General features: G+C 64.9%; 19 protein-coding genes. 10 read left to right on the forward strand and 9 right to left on the reverse strand.

Features of this window, described 5'->3' with window-relative positions; genetic code table 11:
- Positions 1–5 precede the first annotated feature (5 nt).
- The 3 genes from ALII_RS0103320 (at position 6) to ALII_RS0103330 (ending at position 2,013) form a co-directional block, all read left to right on the forward strand.
- A complete protein-coding gene (locus ALII_RS0103320; RefSeq protein ID WP_024585915.1) occupies positions 6–239 on the forward strand; it encodes a BolA family transcriptional regulator in 234 nt (77 codons plus the stop codon).
- An 80-nt stretch (positions 240–319) separates the two neighbouring features.
- Positions 320–655, forward strand: coding sequence for a Grx4 family monothiol glutaredoxin (gene grxD, locus ALII_RS0103325; protein WP_024585916.1), 336 nt, complete (start codon positions 320–322; stop codon positions 653–655).
- A 104-nt stretch (positions 656–759) separates the two neighbouring features.
- Positions 760–2,013, forward strand: a complete 1,254-nt coding sequence (locus ALII_RS0103330; RefSeq protein ID WP_024585917.1) for a multidrug effflux MFS transporter — start codon at positions 760–762, stop codon at positions 2,011–2,013.
- Between the two features lie 198 nt (positions 2,014–2,211).
- On the opposite strand, the gene ttcA is transcribed toward ALII_RS0103330, so the two are convergent.
- From ttcA to ALII_RS0103345, 3 genes are all read right to left on the reverse strand, one after another.
- Complete coding sequence (gene ttcA, locus ALII_RS0103335; protein ID WP_024585918.1) at positions 2,212–3,066, reverse strand: tRNA 2-thiocytidine(32) synthetase TtcA; 855 nt, start codon at positions 3,064–3,066, stop codon at positions 2,212–2,214.
- A gap of 81 nt (positions 3,067–3,147) precedes the next feature.
- Positions 3,148–3,765, reverse strand: coding sequence for a 30S ribosomal protein S4 (rpsD, locus tag ALII_RS0103340; RefSeq protein WP_024585919.1), 618 nt, complete (start codon positions 3,763–3,765; stop codon positions 3,148–3,150).
- 215 nt (positions 3,766–3,980) lie between these two features.
- Positions 3,981–5,267 (reverse strand): DUF445 family protein, encoded by a 1,287-nt coding sequence (locus ALII_RS0103345; protein WP_152529513.1) that lies wholly within the window; start codon positions 5,265–5,267, stop codon positions 3,981–3,983.
- Between the two features lie 123 nt (positions 5,268–5,390).
- Between ALII_RS0103345 and ALII_RS0103350 the strand changes: the two genes are divergently transcribed.
- Complete coding sequence (locus ALII_RS0103350) at positions 5,391–5,852, forward strand: phasin family protein (RefSeq protein ID WP_024585921.1); 462 nt, start codon at positions 5,391–5,393, stop codon at positions 5,850–5,852.
- A 57-nt stretch (positions 5,853–5,909) separates the two neighbouring features.
- Here the strand turns inward: ALII_RS0103350 and ALII_RS0103355 are convergent, their stop codons facing one another.
- On the reverse strand, positions 5,910–6,455 hold the full coding sequence (locus ALII_RS0103355) for a GNAT family N-acetyltransferase (RefSeq protein WP_024585922.1): 546 nt from the start codon (positions 6,453–6,455) through the stop codon (positions 5,910–5,912).
- A gap of 223 nt (positions 6,456–6,678) precedes the next feature.
- Between ALII_RS0103355 and rirA the strand changes: the two genes are divergently transcribed.
- A complete protein-coding gene (rirA, locus tag ALII_RS0103360; RefSeq protein WP_024585923.1) occupies positions 6,679–7,140 on the forward strand; it encodes an iron-responsive transcriptional regulator RirA in 462 nt (153 codons plus the stop codon).
- 179 nt (positions 7,141–7,319) lie between these two features.
- On the opposite strand, the gene ALII_RS0103365 is transcribed toward rirA, so the two are convergent.
- From ALII_RS0103365 to ALII_RS0103385, 5 genes are read right to left on the reverse strand one after another with little or no spacing between them, the layout of a single operon-like run.
- Positions 7,320–8,111, reverse strand: coding sequence for a heme ABC transporter ATP-binding protein (locus ALII_RS0103365; protein WP_024585924.1), 792 nt, complete (start codon positions 8,109–8,111; stop codon positions 7,320–7,322).
- Positions 8,112–8,118: 7 nt separating this feature from the next.
- Positions 8,119–9,207, reverse strand: coding sequence for an iron ABC transporter permease (locus ALII_RS0103370; protein ID WP_024585925.1), 1,089 nt, complete (start codon positions 9,205–9,207; stop codon positions 8,119–8,121).
- 1 nt (position 9,208) lies between these two features.
- Complete coding sequence (locus ALII_RS0103375) at positions 9,209–10,057, reverse strand: ABC transporter substrate-binding protein (RefSeq protein ID WP_029660159.1); 849 nt, start codon at positions 10,055–10,057, stop codon at positions 9,209–9,211.
- 11 nt (positions 10,058–10,068) lie between these two features.
- Positions 10,069–11,121, reverse strand: a complete 1,053-nt coding sequence (locus ALII_RS0103380; RefSeq protein ID WP_024585927.1) for a hemin-degrading factor — start codon at positions 11,119–11,121, stop codon at positions 10,069–10,071.
- Between the two features lie 7 nt (positions 11,122–11,128).
- On the reverse strand, positions 11,129–11,320 hold the full coding sequence (locus ALII_RS0103385; RefSeq protein WP_024585928.1) for a hemin uptake protein HemP: 192 nt from the start codon (positions 11,318–11,320) through the stop codon (positions 11,129–11,131).
- A 318-nt stretch (positions 11,321–11,638) separates the two neighbouring features.
- On the opposite strand from ALII_RS0103385, the gene ALII_RS0103390 reads away from it, so the two are divergent.
- The 5 genes from ALII_RS0103390 to ALII_RS0103410 all read left to right on the forward strand — a co-directional run bounded on the left by ALII_RS0103390 (position 11,639) and on the right by ALII_RS0103410 (position 16,632).
- Positions 11,639–13,681 (forward strand): TonB-dependent hemoglobin/transferrin/lactoferrin family receptor, encoded by a 2,043-nt coding sequence (locus ALII_RS0103390; protein WP_244437279.1) that lies wholly within the window; start codon positions 11,639–11,641, stop codon positions 13,679–13,681.
- Between the two features lie 92 nt (positions 13,682–13,773).
- Positions 13,774–14,208 (forward strand): hypothetical protein, encoded by a 435-nt coding sequence (locus ALII_RS0103395; RefSeq protein WP_024585930.1) that lies wholly within the window; start codon positions 13,774–13,776, stop codon positions 14,206–14,208.
- The gene (gene exbB, locus ALII_RS0103400; protein WP_081718878.1) at positions 14,208–15,125 is read left to right on the forward strand and encodes a tonB-system energizer ExbB; all 918 of its coding nucleotides are present in this window, start codon (positions 14,208–14,210) and stop codon (positions 15,123–15,125) included. Before ALII_RS0103395 ends, exbB begins: the two co-directional genes overlap by 1 nt.
- A gap of 4 nt (positions 15,126–15,129) precedes the next feature.
- Entirely contained in the window at positions 15,130–15,588 is a 459-nt protein-coding gene (gene exbD / locus ALII_RS0103405; protein WP_024585932.1) for a TonB system transport protein ExbD, read from the forward strand.
- 3 nt (positions 15,589–15,591) lie between these two features.
- Positions 15,592–16,632: a TonB family protein gene (locus tag ALII_RS0103410; RefSeq protein ID WP_024585933.1), complete on the forward strand. Its 1,041-nt coding sequence runs from the start codon at positions 15,592–15,594 to the stop codon at positions 16,630–16,632.
- Position 16,633: the final 1 nt, after the last annotated feature.

The following is a 16,633-nucleotide window of genomic DNA, read 5'->3' on the forward strand; positions in this document are numbered from 1 at the left end:
CAGCAATGGCAATGGACGCGCACGACATCGAACGCATGATCAAGGAAGCGATTCCGGATGCGAAAGTGACGATCCGCGACCTCGCCGGCGACGGCGACCACTATGCCGCGGAAGTCGTGGCCGAAAGCTTTCGCGGCAAGAGCCGCGTGCAGCAGCACCAGATGGTCTACGACGCGCTGAAGGGAAACATGGGCGGAGTTCTGCACGCCCTCGCCCTACAGACCAGCATTCCAGACTAGCCAAACTCGACAGGCCGGTTTCCATCACCTATATCGGGTGCAAACGAATTATCGGCGGCTCGCCGCCAGGGATTGAAGACATGACCGCGATCAATCAGTTCATCGACAGCGAAGTGAAGAGCAACGATGTCGTTCTCTTCATGAAGGGCACGCCGGGCTTTCCGCAGTGCGGCTTTTCGGGACAGGTCGTCCAGATTCTCGATTATCTCGGCGTCGACTACAAGGGCGTCAACATCCTGACCTCGGACGAATTGCGCCAGGGTATCAAGGAATATTCCAACTGGCCGACGATTCCCCAGCTTTACGTGAAGGGCGAGTTCGTCGGCGGATGCGACATCATCCGCGAGATGTTCCAGGCCGGCGAACTGCAGACGTTCCTCGGCGAAAAGGGCGTCTCCGCCAAGGGCGCCGCCTAGACCAGACGCCGCGGCGTTTCTGCCGCAAGCAATTTCAGGTTCCGACGATGCGCCGGCCTTGCCCGGCGCATTTTCGTCTGGACGGCACCACTGGAACAATTCGCATGGACCAAACCCGCTCCCATGTCGCTCTGCCGACAAGCTTTCCGCTCGGCCGCAATGAGCTGATTGCACTTGCCGCGGCGCTGATGGCGCTGAATGCGCTGGCGATCGACATCATGCTGCCGGGCCTGCAGGAAATCGGCGCCAGCCTCGGCGAAAGCGACGAGAACCGCCGGCAATTCGTCATTACCGCCTATGTGACCGGTTTCGGGTTCGCGCAATTGCTGTTCGGCCCGCTTTCCGATCGGTTCGGGCGACGCGCGCCGCTGATCGTCGGGTTGTTCATCTATGTCGGCGCGGCATTTGCCTGCGCCTTTGCGCCCTCCTTCGAGACGCTGCTTGCGATGCGCTTCGTGCAGGGGCTCGGCGCGGCGGCGACGCGCGTCATCGCGATATCGCTGGTGCGCGACATCTTCGGCGGTCGCGCGATGGCCGAGGTGATGTCGCTCGTCTTCATGGTATTCATGATCGTTCCGGTGATCGCGCCGGGCGTCGGTCAGGTCGTCATGCTGTTCGGCGACTGGCCGATGATCTTCCTGTTCATGGGCGTGATGTCGGCCCTGGTGCTCGTCTGGACGTCGATGCGACTGCCCGAGACGCTGAAGCCGGAATACCGCCGTCCGTTTACCGTGCGCGCCATTGCCGACGGCTTCCGGATCGTGCTGACCAACCGCGTGTCGATCTGCTACACGGCGGCTTTCACCTGCATTTTCGGAGCGCTGTTCGGGTTCATCAATTCGGCTCAGCAGGTCTATATTGGCATCTACGGCGTCGGTGCGTGGTTCCCGGTGCTGTTCGCTATCGTCGCCGGACTGATGGCGGTTTCGTCGTATCTGAACTCGCGCCTCGTCGGCCGGCTCGGGATGCGCAAGCTCGCGCATGGCGCGCTGATCGGTTTCATCGGCGTGACGGCGATCAGCTTCTTCTGGTCGCTGACCGGCACCGTACCGCTCTGGGCGTTCACCGTGCTTTTCGCTCTCGCGATGATGCAGTTTTCGTGGATCGGATCGAACTTCAATTCGCTCGCCATGGAGCCGCTGGGACACGTCGCCGGCACGGCTTCGTCGGTGCAGGGCTTCCTGCAGACGGTGGGCGGGGGCATTTTGGGCGCCATGATCGGCCAGGCCTTCGACGGGACCGTGACGCCGCTGGCGGCAGGGTATTTCTTCGCCGGGATCGGTGCGCTGGGGATGGTGCTGCTGGCGGAGCGGGGGAAGCTGTTTCAGGCGCAGAACGAGGCCCCGGTTCGGCGGTAGGCGGTTCGGGTGGCGAATCGCTGACCCCACCCTTTATCCCTCCCCACAAGGGGGAGGGAATTCGTCGGCGTGACGTTTGCCTTTTGAACCTAGGTACCCGGTTTCGAGCATGAGGCTCGGCCATGGCGGCTCCCTCCCCCTTGTGGGGAGGGATAGAGGGTGGGGGTACGCCTCGGATAGGCCTCTCAATCCGGCGCGTTACGCGCCCTGAGCGAAAGTTCCCAAAGACGCGAAGTCGAACAGCTTGGTGTCGAGCAGGTGCGATGGGCGGACGTTGGCGAGGGCACGGATCATGGCTTCCTTGCGGCCGGGCATGCGGCGCTCCATTTCGGCGATCATCTCCTTCATCGCGTTGCGCTGCAGGCCGTCCTGGCTGCCGCAAAGGTCGCATGGAATGATCGGGAAGCGCATGGCTTCGGCGAATTTCGCCAAATCGCCTTCGGCGCAATAGGAGAGCGGGCGCAGGACCATCAGGTCGCCGTCGTCGTTCAGCAGCTTGGGCGGCATGGCGGCGAGGCGGGCGCCGTGGAAGAGGTTGAGGAAGAACGTCTCCAGAATGTCCTCGCGGTGATGGCCGAGGACGAGCGCCGAACACCCCTCCTCCCGCGCGACGCGGTAGAGATTGCCGCGGCGAAGGCGCGAGCAGAGCGCGCAGTAGGTTGCGTTTTCCGGCACCTTTTCGGTGACGATGGAATAGGTGTCACGATATTCGATGCGGTGGGCGATGCCGTGCCGCGACAGGTAGTCGGGCAGGATGTGCTTGGGGAAGTTCGGCTGGCCCTGATCGAGATTGCAGGCGAGGAGTTCGACGGGGAGCATGCCGCGCCACTGGAGATCGAGCAGGATTGCCAGAAGGCCGTAGGAATCCTTGCCGCCGGAGAGCGCGACGAGCCATTTCTCGCCCGGTTTGACCATCGCGAAATCGTCGAGCGCCTGGCGGGTGGAGCGCAGGAGGCGCTTGCGCAGCTTGTTGAACTCGACCGAGCGCGGCGCATCCGCCATCAAGGGCGGAATGGACTGCGCGTCGTCATCGTGCGGCTGGTGGAGCGTCATCGTCGCGTTAGACCAAAGCGTGGGCCAAAAAGAAAGGCCGCGTCGAAACGCGGCCCATCCGAATTCGATGATCGAAACTGATCAGCGCGAGTAGAACTCGACGACCAGGTTCGGTTCCATCTGGACGGCGAACGGAACGTCGGCCAGGCCAGGAGCGCGCACGAAGGTCGCGGTCATCTTGGAGTGATCGGCCTCGACATAGTCCGGCACGTCGCGCTCGGCGAGCTGCACCGATTCGAGCACGATCACGAGCTGCTTCGACTTCTCGCGCACCTCGATCACGTCGCCCGGACGGCAGCGGAACGAAGCGATGTTCGTGCGGCGGCCGTTGACGTTGACGTGGCCGTGGTTGACGAACTGACGGGCGGCGAAGATCGTCGGCGCGAACTTGGCGCGGTACACGACCGCATCCAGGCGCGACTCCAGCAGACCGATCAGATTGTCCGGCGTATCGCCCTTGCGACGGTCGGCTTCCTCGTAGGTCTTGCGGAACTGCTTCTCGGAGATGTCGCCGTAGTGACCCTTGAGCTTCTGCTTGGCGCGGAGCTGCAGGCCGAAGTCGGACAGCTTGCCCTTGCGGCGCTGGCCGTGCTGGCCGGGGCCGTATTCGCGCTTGTTGACCGGGGACTTCGGACGGCCCCAGATGTTTTCGCCCAAACGGCGGTCGAGCTTGTACTTTGCGGATTGGCGCTTGCTCATCGCATTCCCTTTCAAACAATTGCACCCGGATGCTCACGCACCGGGCGAAGGAAACGCGCCCTCCTCTGGCCCCCGTTTTCGGAGCCTGACAGGGCATCTCACGCAATGCGATGAAGATGCCCACGGGACACGTCAAATGAAACACCGCGCATTGCGGCGCGGCGTTGGGGTGTCTGCTATGCGAGTGCGCATATAATGTCAAGCGCAGGCGCGCATCAGCCGAAGATCAGCCCTTCGCCGATATGAAGGGCAAGGCCTGCGAGGCCACCGATAATCATGCCATTGAAGCGTATATATTGCAGATCGCGGCCGATGTTGAGTTCGATCAGACGCGTGGTCTGGGCGATGTCCCAGGCCTTGACCTGCTCGGCGATGAAGATCGCAACACCGGACTTCTGCTTTTCGACGAAGGAAGCGAGCGCGACGACGAAGCCGGCATTCATGTCGGCGCGGATGTCCGGGTCGTCGGCGAGACGGCGGCCGATTTCCATGAACATCGAGGCGAGATGGGAGCGGATGATGGAATTGTCGCTCTCGGCATCCTCCCGCAAGAATGTCGCGAGGTTCTTCCAGATCTCGTCGGCGAGCGTGGCGAGCTCGGGCCGGGCGAGCAGGTTCGCCTTGATGCGCTCGGCGCGGGCGACGTAGGCGGGATCGGTCTTCAGATCCTCGATGAAGCGCAGCGCGAAGGCGTCGAATTCCTGACGGAGCGGGTGATCGGGATCGGTGCCGGCCTCCTCCATCAGGCGGCCGGCGGAGGCGACGATCTTGTTGAGGAGATAGGCGTCGGCGCGGAAGATGTTGGCGAGCGTCGGCAGTTCGGCGCGGACGCGTTCGCGCATGACACCGAGCGTCTTTTCGTCGTTGAGGATGCCCCCGAGGACGTGGATCAGGCCGTCGAAGAGGCGCTGGTGCCGGCGCTCGGCGGTGACGGCGGAGAGGAGTTCGGCCGCGACGGGGGCGATGTCGATCTTGTCCAGACGCTCGACGACGCGCTTGCCGAGGAAGCCGCGGAGGTTTGAGTTTTCGAGCGCCGCGAGTGCCTGCGGGGTCATGCGGGTGACGAAGCCGGCGAGGTCGTCGGCATGGCGGCGCTCGCCCAGCCAATCGGCGACGAGGCGGGCGAAGTCGACCTCCTGCAGCTTGGCGTGGACGGCCTTTTCAGTAAGGAAATTGGATTCGATGAAACGGCCGAGATTGTTGGCGATGCGGTCCTTGTTGGCCGGAATGATCGCCGTGTGCGGGATCGGCAGGCCGAGCGGGCGGCGGAACAGCGCCACGACCGCATACCAGTCGGCGATGCCGCCGATGGCGGCGGCTTCGGCGAAGGCGGCGACATAGCCAAGGCCGGGATAGCCGTCCACGAATGCCCGGGCGGCGAGGAACACGGCGACGCAGACCACCAGTGCCGACGTTGCGACGGCCTTGGTTCGGCGCAGCGCGCGGGCCTTTTCGATGTCGCCGAGCGCGGCAATCTGCGCTCGGGCATGGTCTCGGTTCATACTTTTTTGCATCGCACGCACATTTTATGTTGCATTGCACAATTCCATATCTATATACGCATCACGCCTCGAGCCGAATGGGCGGGGTTCGACCATGGCTCCCTAACGAGAATGGAGATTCAAATGACCAAGACCAAGACCCAGCAGGCCGCTGCTTCCTATTTCGACGGTTTCACCCGCGCTTTCGACGACGTCGGCGCGAAGATCCAGGTTCCCGAAGCCACCCGCGACTTCTTCCGCACGCAGGCTGCGACCGCTGCCCAGCGCGCCGAGGAACTGCATCGCCAGGCCGCTTCGCTCGCCGACCAGAGCAAGACCGTTTTCGGTCCGTTCGCCGGCAGCTTCGATGCCGTGACGCGCACCATGCTCGACGCGACGCTTGCCAACACGCAGCACTATTTCGCCACCGTCGAGAAGCTTGCCGATGCCAATTCGGTCGGTGAAGCGCTGACGATCCAGGCCGATTACGTGCGCGAGGCGACCGCCGCCAACATGGAGCGCATCCGCTCCGGCGCCGACCAGGCCAAGACGCTGATGGCCGACAACGCCAAGGTCGTTCAGGACCAGGTCAAGAAGGCCGCCTGAACCAATTACCGATAAAAAAAGGCCCGGATTTTTCCGGGCCTTTTTTTGTGCCTTCAATCAGGCGGCGAGAGGTCGGGGTTGAGGCATCACCTGTGGGGCGAAGATTTCGGCGGCAGGCTCGAGCTCGATCAGCCCCACCGTCTCGCCGCCCTCGAAACGCAGCCGCGCATTAAAGCGGGAGGCAAGGCGCTTCATCGCCTGGTTCTGCGGATGGGTGGTGACGCGAAGCTGGGTGTAGCCGAGCGCGTGGGCGTGCCAGATCAGGCGCTGGAACAGCTTGCTGCCGATGCCGCGATGCTGGAGAACCTGCTCGACCGAGAATGCGATCTCGCCGGTCGGCTCGCCCTCGCCTTCTATCTCGTGCAGTTCGGCGGCGCCCAGCACCTCGTCACCTTCGACATAGCCGATCACCGTCGTGCCGGCGCGAAAAGCGCGGTCGGCATAGGCTGCGACGAATGCGTCGTTCGACGGACCGTTGAAACGGTCGCGGCGACTTTCGACATCGAGGCGGAGAAGATGTTCGCGGAACTTCGGCAGATCCGACGGGCGGAGCTGGCGGATGACGCCAAGGGGCATTTCGGTGTTGATTCTCAGGTCTTGCATATCGTCGCTCTCCTCAAGGGCTCCTCCCCTGAAGTCGAAGCAACTCGACCTACCGAATATTGTGCGTTGCAACATGAATTTCAAGGCAAATCGGCGTGAGCATGGCTGCCATGCGCCGTTAAAGATGATATTTACGCTCATGTTTTTTCATTGCGGCTTGTCTGGAACCGTTCTAAGGAATAGACAATAGGAAGCCGACCGACGGAATCGTGAAAGGCATGCCATGCGGCTGACCCGCCAGACGAATTACGCAGTGCGTATCCTGATGTATTGCGCGGCCAATCCCGGGCGGCTGAGCCGCATTCCCGAGATCGCGAGCGCTTATGGCGTCTCGGAGCTGTTCCTGTTCAAGATCCTGCAGCCGCTGGTCGAGCACGGACTGGTCGAGACGGTTCGCGGGCGCAATGGCGGCGTGCGGCTTGGACGCGCGGCGACCGAGATCACGCTGTTCGACATCGTGCGGGTGACGGAAGACAGCTTCGCCATGGCCGAATGCTTCGAGAAGGACGCGACGGAGTGCCCGCTGGTCGATGCCTGCGCGCTCAACGAAGCGTTGCGCAAGGCGCTGAACGCCTTCTTCGAGGTGCTTGAGGGGTATACGATCGAGGATCTGGTCAAAGCGCGGCCGAACATGCGCTCGCTGCTCGGCATCGATGTGGACTTGCCGCGGGTGGCGGCGAACTAGCTATCGGGCGAAGGTTTTGCGAGGCACAGGGGTGAGGCCTGGATTCCTGTGACGAGCACAGGAATGACGGCATCAAGGGTTAAGCGGGCCTTCGACCATCGCTCTATGGCGGAAACACTCCTGCCATCGTCATTCCTGTGCTTGTCACAGGAATCCAGGTCTCGGTTTTCGATGACGTCCTAAGCCCGGATCGACTGCGGCAGGACGAAGGGGACGTTTCCCAAAGGCGCGACGCCGACGCGCAGGCGGCAGTCGAAGACGGTTTCGATCAGTTCATCCGTCAGAAGATCGGCCGGAGCGCCGAAAGCGGCGACCCTGCCCTCGTTCAGCATCATCATGCGGTCGGCATACATCGCCGTCAGGTTCAGATCGTGCAGGACGGCAATGACGCCGCCGCCGCGGCGGGCGTAATCGCGCGCGACGTTCATGATGACGAGCTGGTGCTTGATGTCGAGGCTGGAGACGGGCTCGTCGAGGAAGAGGTAGCGCGCTTGTCCGTCGAGCACCGGCTCCCAGACCTGACAGAGAACGCGGGCGAGTTGCACGCGCTGCTGCTCGCCGCCTGAAAGTTCCTGATAGTGACGGCCGGCAAAACCGGAGAGGTCGACGGTCGAAAGAGCGCGGTCGGGGAGCGTTTCGAGATCGCGGTCGGCAACGCCGGAGCGACCGCCCATCAGGCCGAGCCGGACGATTTCGCGGACGGTGAAGGGGAAGGACAGGCTCGTTGCCTGCGGGAGGACGGCGCGCAGGCCGGCGGCCTGCCACGGCTTCAGCGAGCGGAGGTCGCGGCCGTCGATCCTGATCTCGCCCATTGAATCCAGATCGCCTGACAAGGCCTTGAGAAAGGTCGATTTTCCCGATCCGTTCGGGCCGACGATGGCGGTGATTTCACCGGCAATGGCGGTGAAGTCGATGCCATGCAAGATCGGCCGGCCACCGAGCGAAACCTTGACGTTGCGGGTCTCGATCATCACGGCCTCACAAGTCCAACACGCCGCGCCGGCGCAGCAAAATCCAGAGGAAGAACGGTGCGCCGACGGCAGCCGTGACGATGCCGATCGGCAGTTCGGCGGGCGCGACGATGGTGCGCGAGACGGCGTCTGCGAGAAGCAGGAGGCTTGCGCCGAGAAGCGCGGAGGCCGGCAGGAGGTAGCGATGGTCGGGGCCGATCGACAGGCGCAGGAGGTGCGGGACGACGATACCGACGAAGCCGATGCCGCCGGAAACGGCCACGGATGCACCCGTTGCGGCGGCGACGGCGACGATGGCGATGTTTTTGAGACGCTGGACGGGCACGCCGAGATGATGCGCGGCGCCCTCGCCCAGAGCGAGCGCGTTGAGGCCGCGCGCGAGGAATGGCGATGCGACGAGGGCGAGGACGATGATCGGGCCGGCGGCGAGGATTTTGGTCCATGTCGCGCCGGCGAGCGAGCCGAGGCCCCAGAAGGTCAGGTCGCGGAGCTGGTTGTCGTCGGCGAGATAAACGAGGACGCCGGAAAAGGCGCCGGCCATGGCGCCGAGCGCAATGCCGGCGAGAAGCATGGTCGCGACCGAGGTCTGACCGCGCCGCGTGGCGACCTTGTAGAGCAGGAGCGTCGTCGCGAGGCCGCCGAGAAAGGCGGCGAAGGGCAGCGCGTAGATGCCGAGAAGCGCGACGACGGGGCCGAGCGTCGTGCCGCCGAGAACGATGATCGAGATGGCGCCGAGGCCGGCGCCGGCGGAGACGCCGACGAGGCCGGGATCGGCGAGCGGGTTGCGGAACAGGCCCTGCATGACGGCGCCTGACACGGCAAGCGCCGCGCCGATGAGGATGCCGAGCGCGACGCGCGGCAGGCGGATGTCGTAGATGATGACGCGGTCGCGCGCGGAAATCTCGATGTCGCTCGACAGAGTGGCCCGGATGAGGTCGACCACCGAGGCGTCGGATGCGCCGGCCGTCAGGCTGAAGAGCGAGACGAAAACGAGCGCGCCGGCGAGGCCCAGGATCGTCAGCCGCGCGATGTGCGAGCGGTCGCCCGCCGGCCTTGCACGGCGCATGGCGGATGTCGCCTCTTGTGTCACGCTCATCTCAATCGGCTTCGGCGTGGAGTTTCGCCGCCAGTTCCTTTGCGGCGTCCGCCGTGCGCGGGCCGAAGCCGAGCAGATAGGCGCCGTCCATGCGGATGACGCGACCGGATTCGCCTGCCGGCGTCGCGGCCAGAGCGGGCTGCGTGGAGAGGTCGACAGGCGCGGGGTCGAGATTGCCGCCGCGATCCATCAGGAGGATGACGTCAGGGGCGGCGGTGACGATGGCTTCGTCGGTCAGTTGCTTGTAGCCCGGATAGTCGGTGATTGCGTTTTCGCCGCCGGCAATGCGGATCATCCCGTCGGCGGCGGTGCCGGTGCCGGATGCCATGACGCGCCCGCCCTCCATCGACAGGATGAAGAGCACGCGGGCGGGGTCGTCGATGCCCGATGCGTCCTCTTCGGCCGCCTGGAGATCGGTATCGATGCGCTTTGCCAGTTCGGCCGCTTCGTCCTCGACGCCTAAAGCTTCGCCGACCGCAGCGACCTTGGCGAGCACGCCTTCGCGGTCGAAGCTTTCCGGCACGGTGACGACGGGTACGCTTGCCGAGCGGATGACGTCCATCGCCTCGGGCGGGCCTGCGCCTTCAAGCGTCAGGATCAGGTCGGGATCGACCGACAGGACGCCTTCGGGCGATAGCGCGCGCATGTAGCCGACATCAGGCAGTTCCAGCGCTTCTTGCGGGAAGACGCTGGTGGTGTCGCGGGCGATGAGGCGGTCCTGCTGGCCTAGCGCATAGACGATCTCGGTCAGCGAGCCACCGATGGCGACGATGCGCTGCGGGCCGTCCTGCGCGAACGCCGCCGTGGAAAGCGCCAGCGTTGCGGCAAGGCCCAAGATGGTGATCCTCATAGTCGCCTCGTTCAGGCCGCGCTCGAACGCGGGATGCGCGGCAGGTTTTCCGCGATCAGGCGCCAGTCGGCGCGTTCGTCCTCGCCTTCCTTGCGCTTGCCGAAGAACTGGATGATGAGCTCGCCCTTCGCGTCATAGGCCTCGATGGAGGTGACGTGGCCCTCCTTCGTCGGCTTGCGCACACCCCACAGCTCGGCGACGTGGTCGGCGCGCAGATGAAGGTGGAAGGTCGGGTCCATGACGTTGATCCACGGTCCCATCGGCTTGACGTTCATGATCGGCCCCGAATGGATATGGATGCAGCCACGATTGCCGACGAAGCACATGATCGGGAAAGCCTGCTCGACGGCATGATTGAACATGGCGTGGAGGCCGCTTGCGTCAAGCTGCCAGGCGAAATCGTCGCCGACCAGCCCGACCGCCTCGCGGCGCGACAGCTTCAGCGAACGCAGGAGACCGATGAATTCGTGCGGATCGGTCATCGCAGCCCAACGGTCGCGCACGGCGTTGCCGTCGGCACTGGTGGGCACGAACGCGACCGGCGCGGATGGTGCGATGTCGAGTTCCTGCGACTGCGCGTCGGATGCGAGGGACGCGACGAGCTTGTGAAAGGCGTAGAGGTTGGAGGACGGGCGGAGATGTATCTTGTGGACCGCGTCGCCGGTCTTGTCGAAGAACTGGAGGCTGCGGCGGATCTCGTCGCCGTCGCGCTTTTCGACGGCAAAGCCGTGGGCCCAGACCTTCGGGAAGATGCGCAGATCGATCTCGCCGCCGAGCACCATCGCCGCATGCGGCCCGGGATGGACGTTGTCGTAGACGCCGATCTTCTCGTGGACCGCGCTTTCGTTGCGGGTCAGCGCCATGACCTCGCCGATGGCTTCGAGGCCGGCGAGGAGGTCGTCCACGCGCGGTTCGATCGCGGTTGCGCCCTCGCCCACTTGAGCTGCGACGAGTTCGGCTTCGGAAATGCCGAGCTGCGCGGCGAGATCACGCTCGCGCATCTTCGGATTGTCGGCGCGCGCCTGGCGGATCTCCCGCGGCGTCGGCTTGACGACAGCAGTCATGGAGCACCTATTTGTTGAGGATCAGCTTGCCCTGGCGGGTGATCTTGAGGCGATAGACCGCGCCTTCATGCTCGATGCAGATTTCGGTGCGCCCTTCGAACAGGTCGCGGCTCTGCACGTGACGCGGTTCGGACCGCGCCTCCTCATGCTTCCAGTCAGTTCGTGAACGCTCAGCAAATGCGTCTGGTGAATTGCTCATATTCACGGTGTCAAACCCCTCTTCGCGCCGGGCTTGCTGAAGGCTGGCTGGGCGACAGGACAAATCTCGATTGCGATTTCTTGACAGTGATAATCAGGTTTTATAGGGAAGCGCAATACCGGAGTGAATTGGTCAGGTAATGACCTCTCTCCGGCTCGAGACATGCCAGCGAGCCCAGCGCCAGCCAGCAGCAACCAGATCATTGAATCAGGAGCGTGGGTGATGACGGGCACAGGGGCATGGGGCGCAAGCTCGACGGGACGGACAAGGCGGGCAATGTGGCTTGCCAGCGTTGCATTGGTGGCGGGTTCGCCCGCCATGGCACAGGAGGAGACGGATCTGTCGGAGGCGCTTGCACGCGTGACCGTGCTCGACCAGATCACCATCGTCAGCCGGACGGGCGAAAGCCCGATCGACCAACTGGCGTCGGTGAGCCGGATCGACCGCGAGCAGATCGAGCGCCGCCAGCCAGCGACGGTGGGCGGGCTGCTGTTCGGCGTGCCTGGTATCACGGCGCAATCCGACGCCAAGCGCGCGGCTTCCAGCATCAATGTGCGCGGGTTGCAGGATTTCGGGCGCGTGTCGGTCATCGTCGACGGGGCGCGGCAGAACTTCCAGCGCTCCGGCCACGGAACGCAGAGCCTGTTCTTCCTCGACCCCGAACTCGTCCAGCAGGTCGACGTGATCCGCGGCCCGGTGGCCAACACCTATGGCTCGGGCGCGATCGGCGGCGTGGTGTTCTTCGAGACCAAGGACGCCGAGGACTTCCTCGACGACGACGAAACCTATGCCGTCTCCACCACCGGGCGCTACGAGAGCAACGGCAATGGCTGGACGACGAGCGCCGTCGGGGCCTATCGGATCAACGATGCCGTCGACGTTCTCGGCAATGTCGTCTGGCGCGATTTCGGCGACTACAAGGATGGCGGCGGCGACCGGGTCGCGGGGTCCGGCTTCGACGTTCTCAGCGGGTTGTTGAAGTCCACCATCCGGCCGAGCGAATTCTCGACGCTGAAGCTCGGCTGGACCGGTGCCGACAATGGCTGGACCGAGGGCGCGGACACCTATGACGTCGACCTTAAGCAGAACACCTGGACGGCGCGCTACAACGTCACCGACCCGGACCAGACCTGGCTCGATCTCAACGTCAACCTCGCTTACAACGCCGCCGATCTCGTCCAGACCTTCAAGACCGACACGCGCCAGTTCTCGTCCGTTACCGGCCTGCCGATCGTCATTCCGGCCGGATCGCAGACGAGCTACGACCTCGACACGCTCGGCATCGACATCTGGAACACGTCGCGGTTTTCGACCGGCCTCGTCGACCACGAACTGACCTATGGCGGCGACTGGCTGCAGGATGACGTGACGACCGCGAGCCCGGCGGGCGGCAGCGATGTCTATACGCCATCCGGCAAGCGCAACGTTGGCGGCGCCTATGTGCAGAACAAGCTGACCTATGACTGGCTCGAGGTGATCGGCGCGCTGCGCTACGACACCTACGGCCTCGACGGCACCGATGCGGAAAGCTCCGGCGACCGGCTGTCGCCGCGCCTGACGGTGGGCGTCTCGCCCTTCGACACTGAGGCGCTCGCGGGGCTGCAGTTCTACGGCACTTATGCCGAGGGCTACCGCTCGCCGACCGTCACCGAGACGCTGATCAGCGGATTGCATCCCAATGGCGTGGTGTTTCCGTTCCTGCCCAATCCGAACCTTCGCCCGGAGACGGCGAAGACGTGGGAAGCGGGCATCAACTACAGTCGTGACGGCGTCTTCGACGGGCATGACAGCCTGCGCATCAAGGCCGCCTACTTCCACAATGATATCGAGGACTATATCGGGGGGCAGAACCTGTCGCCTTTCGTCCCCGGCTCGGGCTGCCCGTTCATTCCCGGTCCCGGAGCGATCCCGATCTGCTTCCAGTACCAGAACTTCGCCGCCGCAGAGATCAGCGGTTTCGAGTTCGAGGCCGTCTACGACCAGGGACGCTTCTTCGGCGGGCTTTCGGCGTCGATCATCGACGGCTTCACCGAACAGGACGGCGTGCGCGCGGACCTCGTCACCATTCCTTCGAGCCAGGTGACGGCGCAGCTCGGCATGCGCGCCTATGAAGGGCGGCTGACATTCGGCGGCGAGGTGCAGCACAATGTGCCGCCCAGCGGCACGAGCTTTGCCGACGACTACACGCTGGTGAACCTCTTCGCCAACTACCAGGCGACCGAGAATTTCCGGCTCGACTTCCGCATCGACAACCTGTTCGATGTCAAATACGCAAATCCGCTCAACGCCTCGACGACGACCACGGTCTATGAGCCGGGCCTGTCGGTCAAGGTTGGCGCAACCATGCGCTGGGGCGGCTGATGGTGACCGGGGCGATGCACGTTCCAACGGCCTCCACCGGCGTCGCCCCGGCCCCGTCATTTCGACCGTTCAAGATCAAACCGGAGACATTCATGACATCGATCTGGAAGCGCGTATCGCTCGGCATATTCGCCGCGGCGCTGGCCTTCGGGCCGGCGGTGGCGCAGGACGCGAAAGCGCCCGTGCTGTCGCTCGAACTCAACGCGCTGCAGCCGACGGAACGCGGCTGCCGCTTCACCTTCGTCGTCGCCAACCAGCTCGAGAACGACATCACGCGCGCGGCGTTCGAGCTGGTGCTGTTCGACAAGAACGGCCTCGTCGAGCGCCTCACCGTCGTCGACTTCATGGATCTGCCACAGGGCAAGACCAAGGTGCGCCAGTTCGACTTCAGCGGCACGAAGTGCGAGGACGTCGGCCGTGTGCTCGTCAACAACGCAACCGAATGCACGGGCGAAGGCGTCGACGCTGCGACCTGCATCCGGCAGTTGGAAACAAAGTCGCAGAGCGACGTTACGTTCGGAAGCTGATGATGATTTCCCGTATGAAGACCGCTCGACCGATCGTCCTGCGCGCTGCCCTCGCCGCCCTGCTGATGGCGGGCCCGTTGGCTACCGCCCTGCCCGCCCATGCGCAGGTGCAGCAGACCGCGCCCGTCGAGGCGCCGGCAACGCAGGTGGAAACGCCGGTCGTCGCGCCGGGCGAGGAAGCCGCGGCCGTCGAGCGCGACGAGCGGCTGCCGCACGATCTTTCGCCGTGGGGCATGTTCATGGCCGCCGACTGGGTGGTGAAGTCGGTGATGATCGGGCTGATCTTCGCTTCCTTCGTGACCTGGACGATCTGGCTCGCCAAGACGCTCGAGATCGCCGGCGCCAAGCGGCGCCTTTCCTCGGCGCTCGACAAGATTCTCGACGCGCGCTCGCTGAGCGAGGCGGGGCGGTCTCTGGAGAACGGCAAGGGTCCGGCCGTGCTGATGGTTCGCGCGGCAGGCCACGAGCGGGCGATGGTGCGTGACAGCATCGACCATCACGGCCCGGCGGGCCTCAAGGAGCGCGTGACGTCGCATCTGATGCGGATCGAGGCGGAGGCACAGAGGAACATCTCGCGCGGCACCGGCATTCTGGCGACGATCGGCTCGACGGCGCCCTTCGTCGGCTTGTTCGGCACGGTCTGGGGCATCATGAACTCGTTCATCGGCATCAGCCAGGCGCAGACGACCAATCTTGCGATCGTCGCGCCGGGCATCGCGGAGGCTTTGTTCGCGACGGCTCTCGGCCTCGTCGCGGCCATTCCGGCGGTCGTGATCTACAACGCTTTCGCGCGCTCGGTCGCGGGTTATCGCCTGCTTCTCGGCCATGCGTCGGCAGCGGTGGAGCGGCTGGTCAGCCGCGACGTGGACCATGCGCGCGCCGGCGAGCCGTCGCACATGTCGCGGGCGGCGGAGTAGTCCCATGGCCGGCAGCCTCAATCGCAGCACCGAAAACGACGACATGGCCGAAAACCATGAGATCAACGTTACGCCGTTCATCGACGTGATGCTCGTGCTTCTCATCATCTTCATGGTCGCCGCACCGCTGGCGACGGTGGACATCAATGTCGACCTGCCCTCGTCCAATGCCGCGCCGCAGCCGCGCCCGGACACGCCGCTCTACGTCACGGTGCAGAGCGATCTTTCGATCAGCGTCGGCAACGAGGACGTGCGGCCCGAAGCGCTGGCCGAGGCGATCGCCGGCGCCGCTGAGGGCGATGCGGAGACGCGCATCTTCCTTCGCGCGGACCAGGCGGTTTCCTATGGCGATTTGATGGGCGTGATGAACCTCGTGCGCCTTGCAGGCTACAGCAAGATCGCGCTCGTCGGCATGGAAACGACGGGCGCGCCGCAGGCGCCAGCGCAGCCATCGGCAGACTGATCGATGAAAGCATACAACGACATCGCATGGCCAAAGGAGCTGGGGCGGCAGGCACGCCGCCAGCGCGTGCTCTGGCTCGCATCGGCGGCGGTGATCTTCGCCGCCCATGCCGGCGCGGCCTATATCGTGACCCGCGAACCGCCGACGCCGCCGATCCAGGAAGCGGGCGCGGGCGCGATCGAGATCGACATTGCCGCGCTCGGCTTTGCCGCAGCCGACCAGGTGGCGACCGGTGTCGAGAGCGAAGCGGTCGAGCCGACCACCGCCGAGGCCGTCGAGCCCGTCGATACGGCCGAGGAAGCCGAGCCGGTGGAAACGGCCGCGGTCGAACCGCAGGAGAGCGAACCGGTCGAGCCAACGGAGCCGACCGAGGCCGAGGTGACGCCTCCCGATACGGTGGAGCCGGTCGAGCCGGAGACGGTGGAAACGACGGAAGCGGAACCGGGCGAGAGCGAGCCGGTCGAAGCCGCGCCTGCCGACGTGCCTGTCGAAACCGCGCAGCCGGTGGAAGAACGCGAAGAGCTTGCGGCGGTGGTCGACGTGCCCATCCCCACGCCGCGCCCGGCCTATACGCCGCCGCCCGAGCCGCAACGCACCGAGCGTCCGCGCCAGCAGCAGCAGGCCGCGCGGCCGGCGCCGAGGCAGGGCTCGGGCGGCCAGAACCAGGCGGATACGCAACGCGGCGTGGCGGAAGGTAGCGCGGCTGCACGCGCCGCGCCGTCCGGCCAGGCGCCGCAACAAAGTGCGGCCGGCAATGCCGCCGTCTCGAACTATCCCGGACAGGTCGCGAGCCGGCTTCGGCGCTCGCTGCGCTATCCGCGCGAGGCGCAGCGGCAGGGCGTTCGCGGTGAGGTGCACGTGCAGTTCACCGTCAATGCCGGCGGCGGCGTCGGCGGCGTCAGCATCGCGCGCAGCTCCGGCTCTCCGGTGCTCGACCAGGCGGCAATGGAAACGGTGCAGCGCGCGGCGCCCTTCCCGGCCATCCCGGCGGCGGCAGGGCGCAATTCGTGGCCGTTCACCGTGCCGCTGGTCTTTTCGAGGTAAC

Origin of the sequence: Aliihoeflea sp. 2WW (assembly GCF_000497755.1) — a bacterium.
GTDB lineage: Bacteria > Pseudomonadota > Alphaproteobacteria > Rhizobiales > Rhizobiaceae > Aliihoeflea.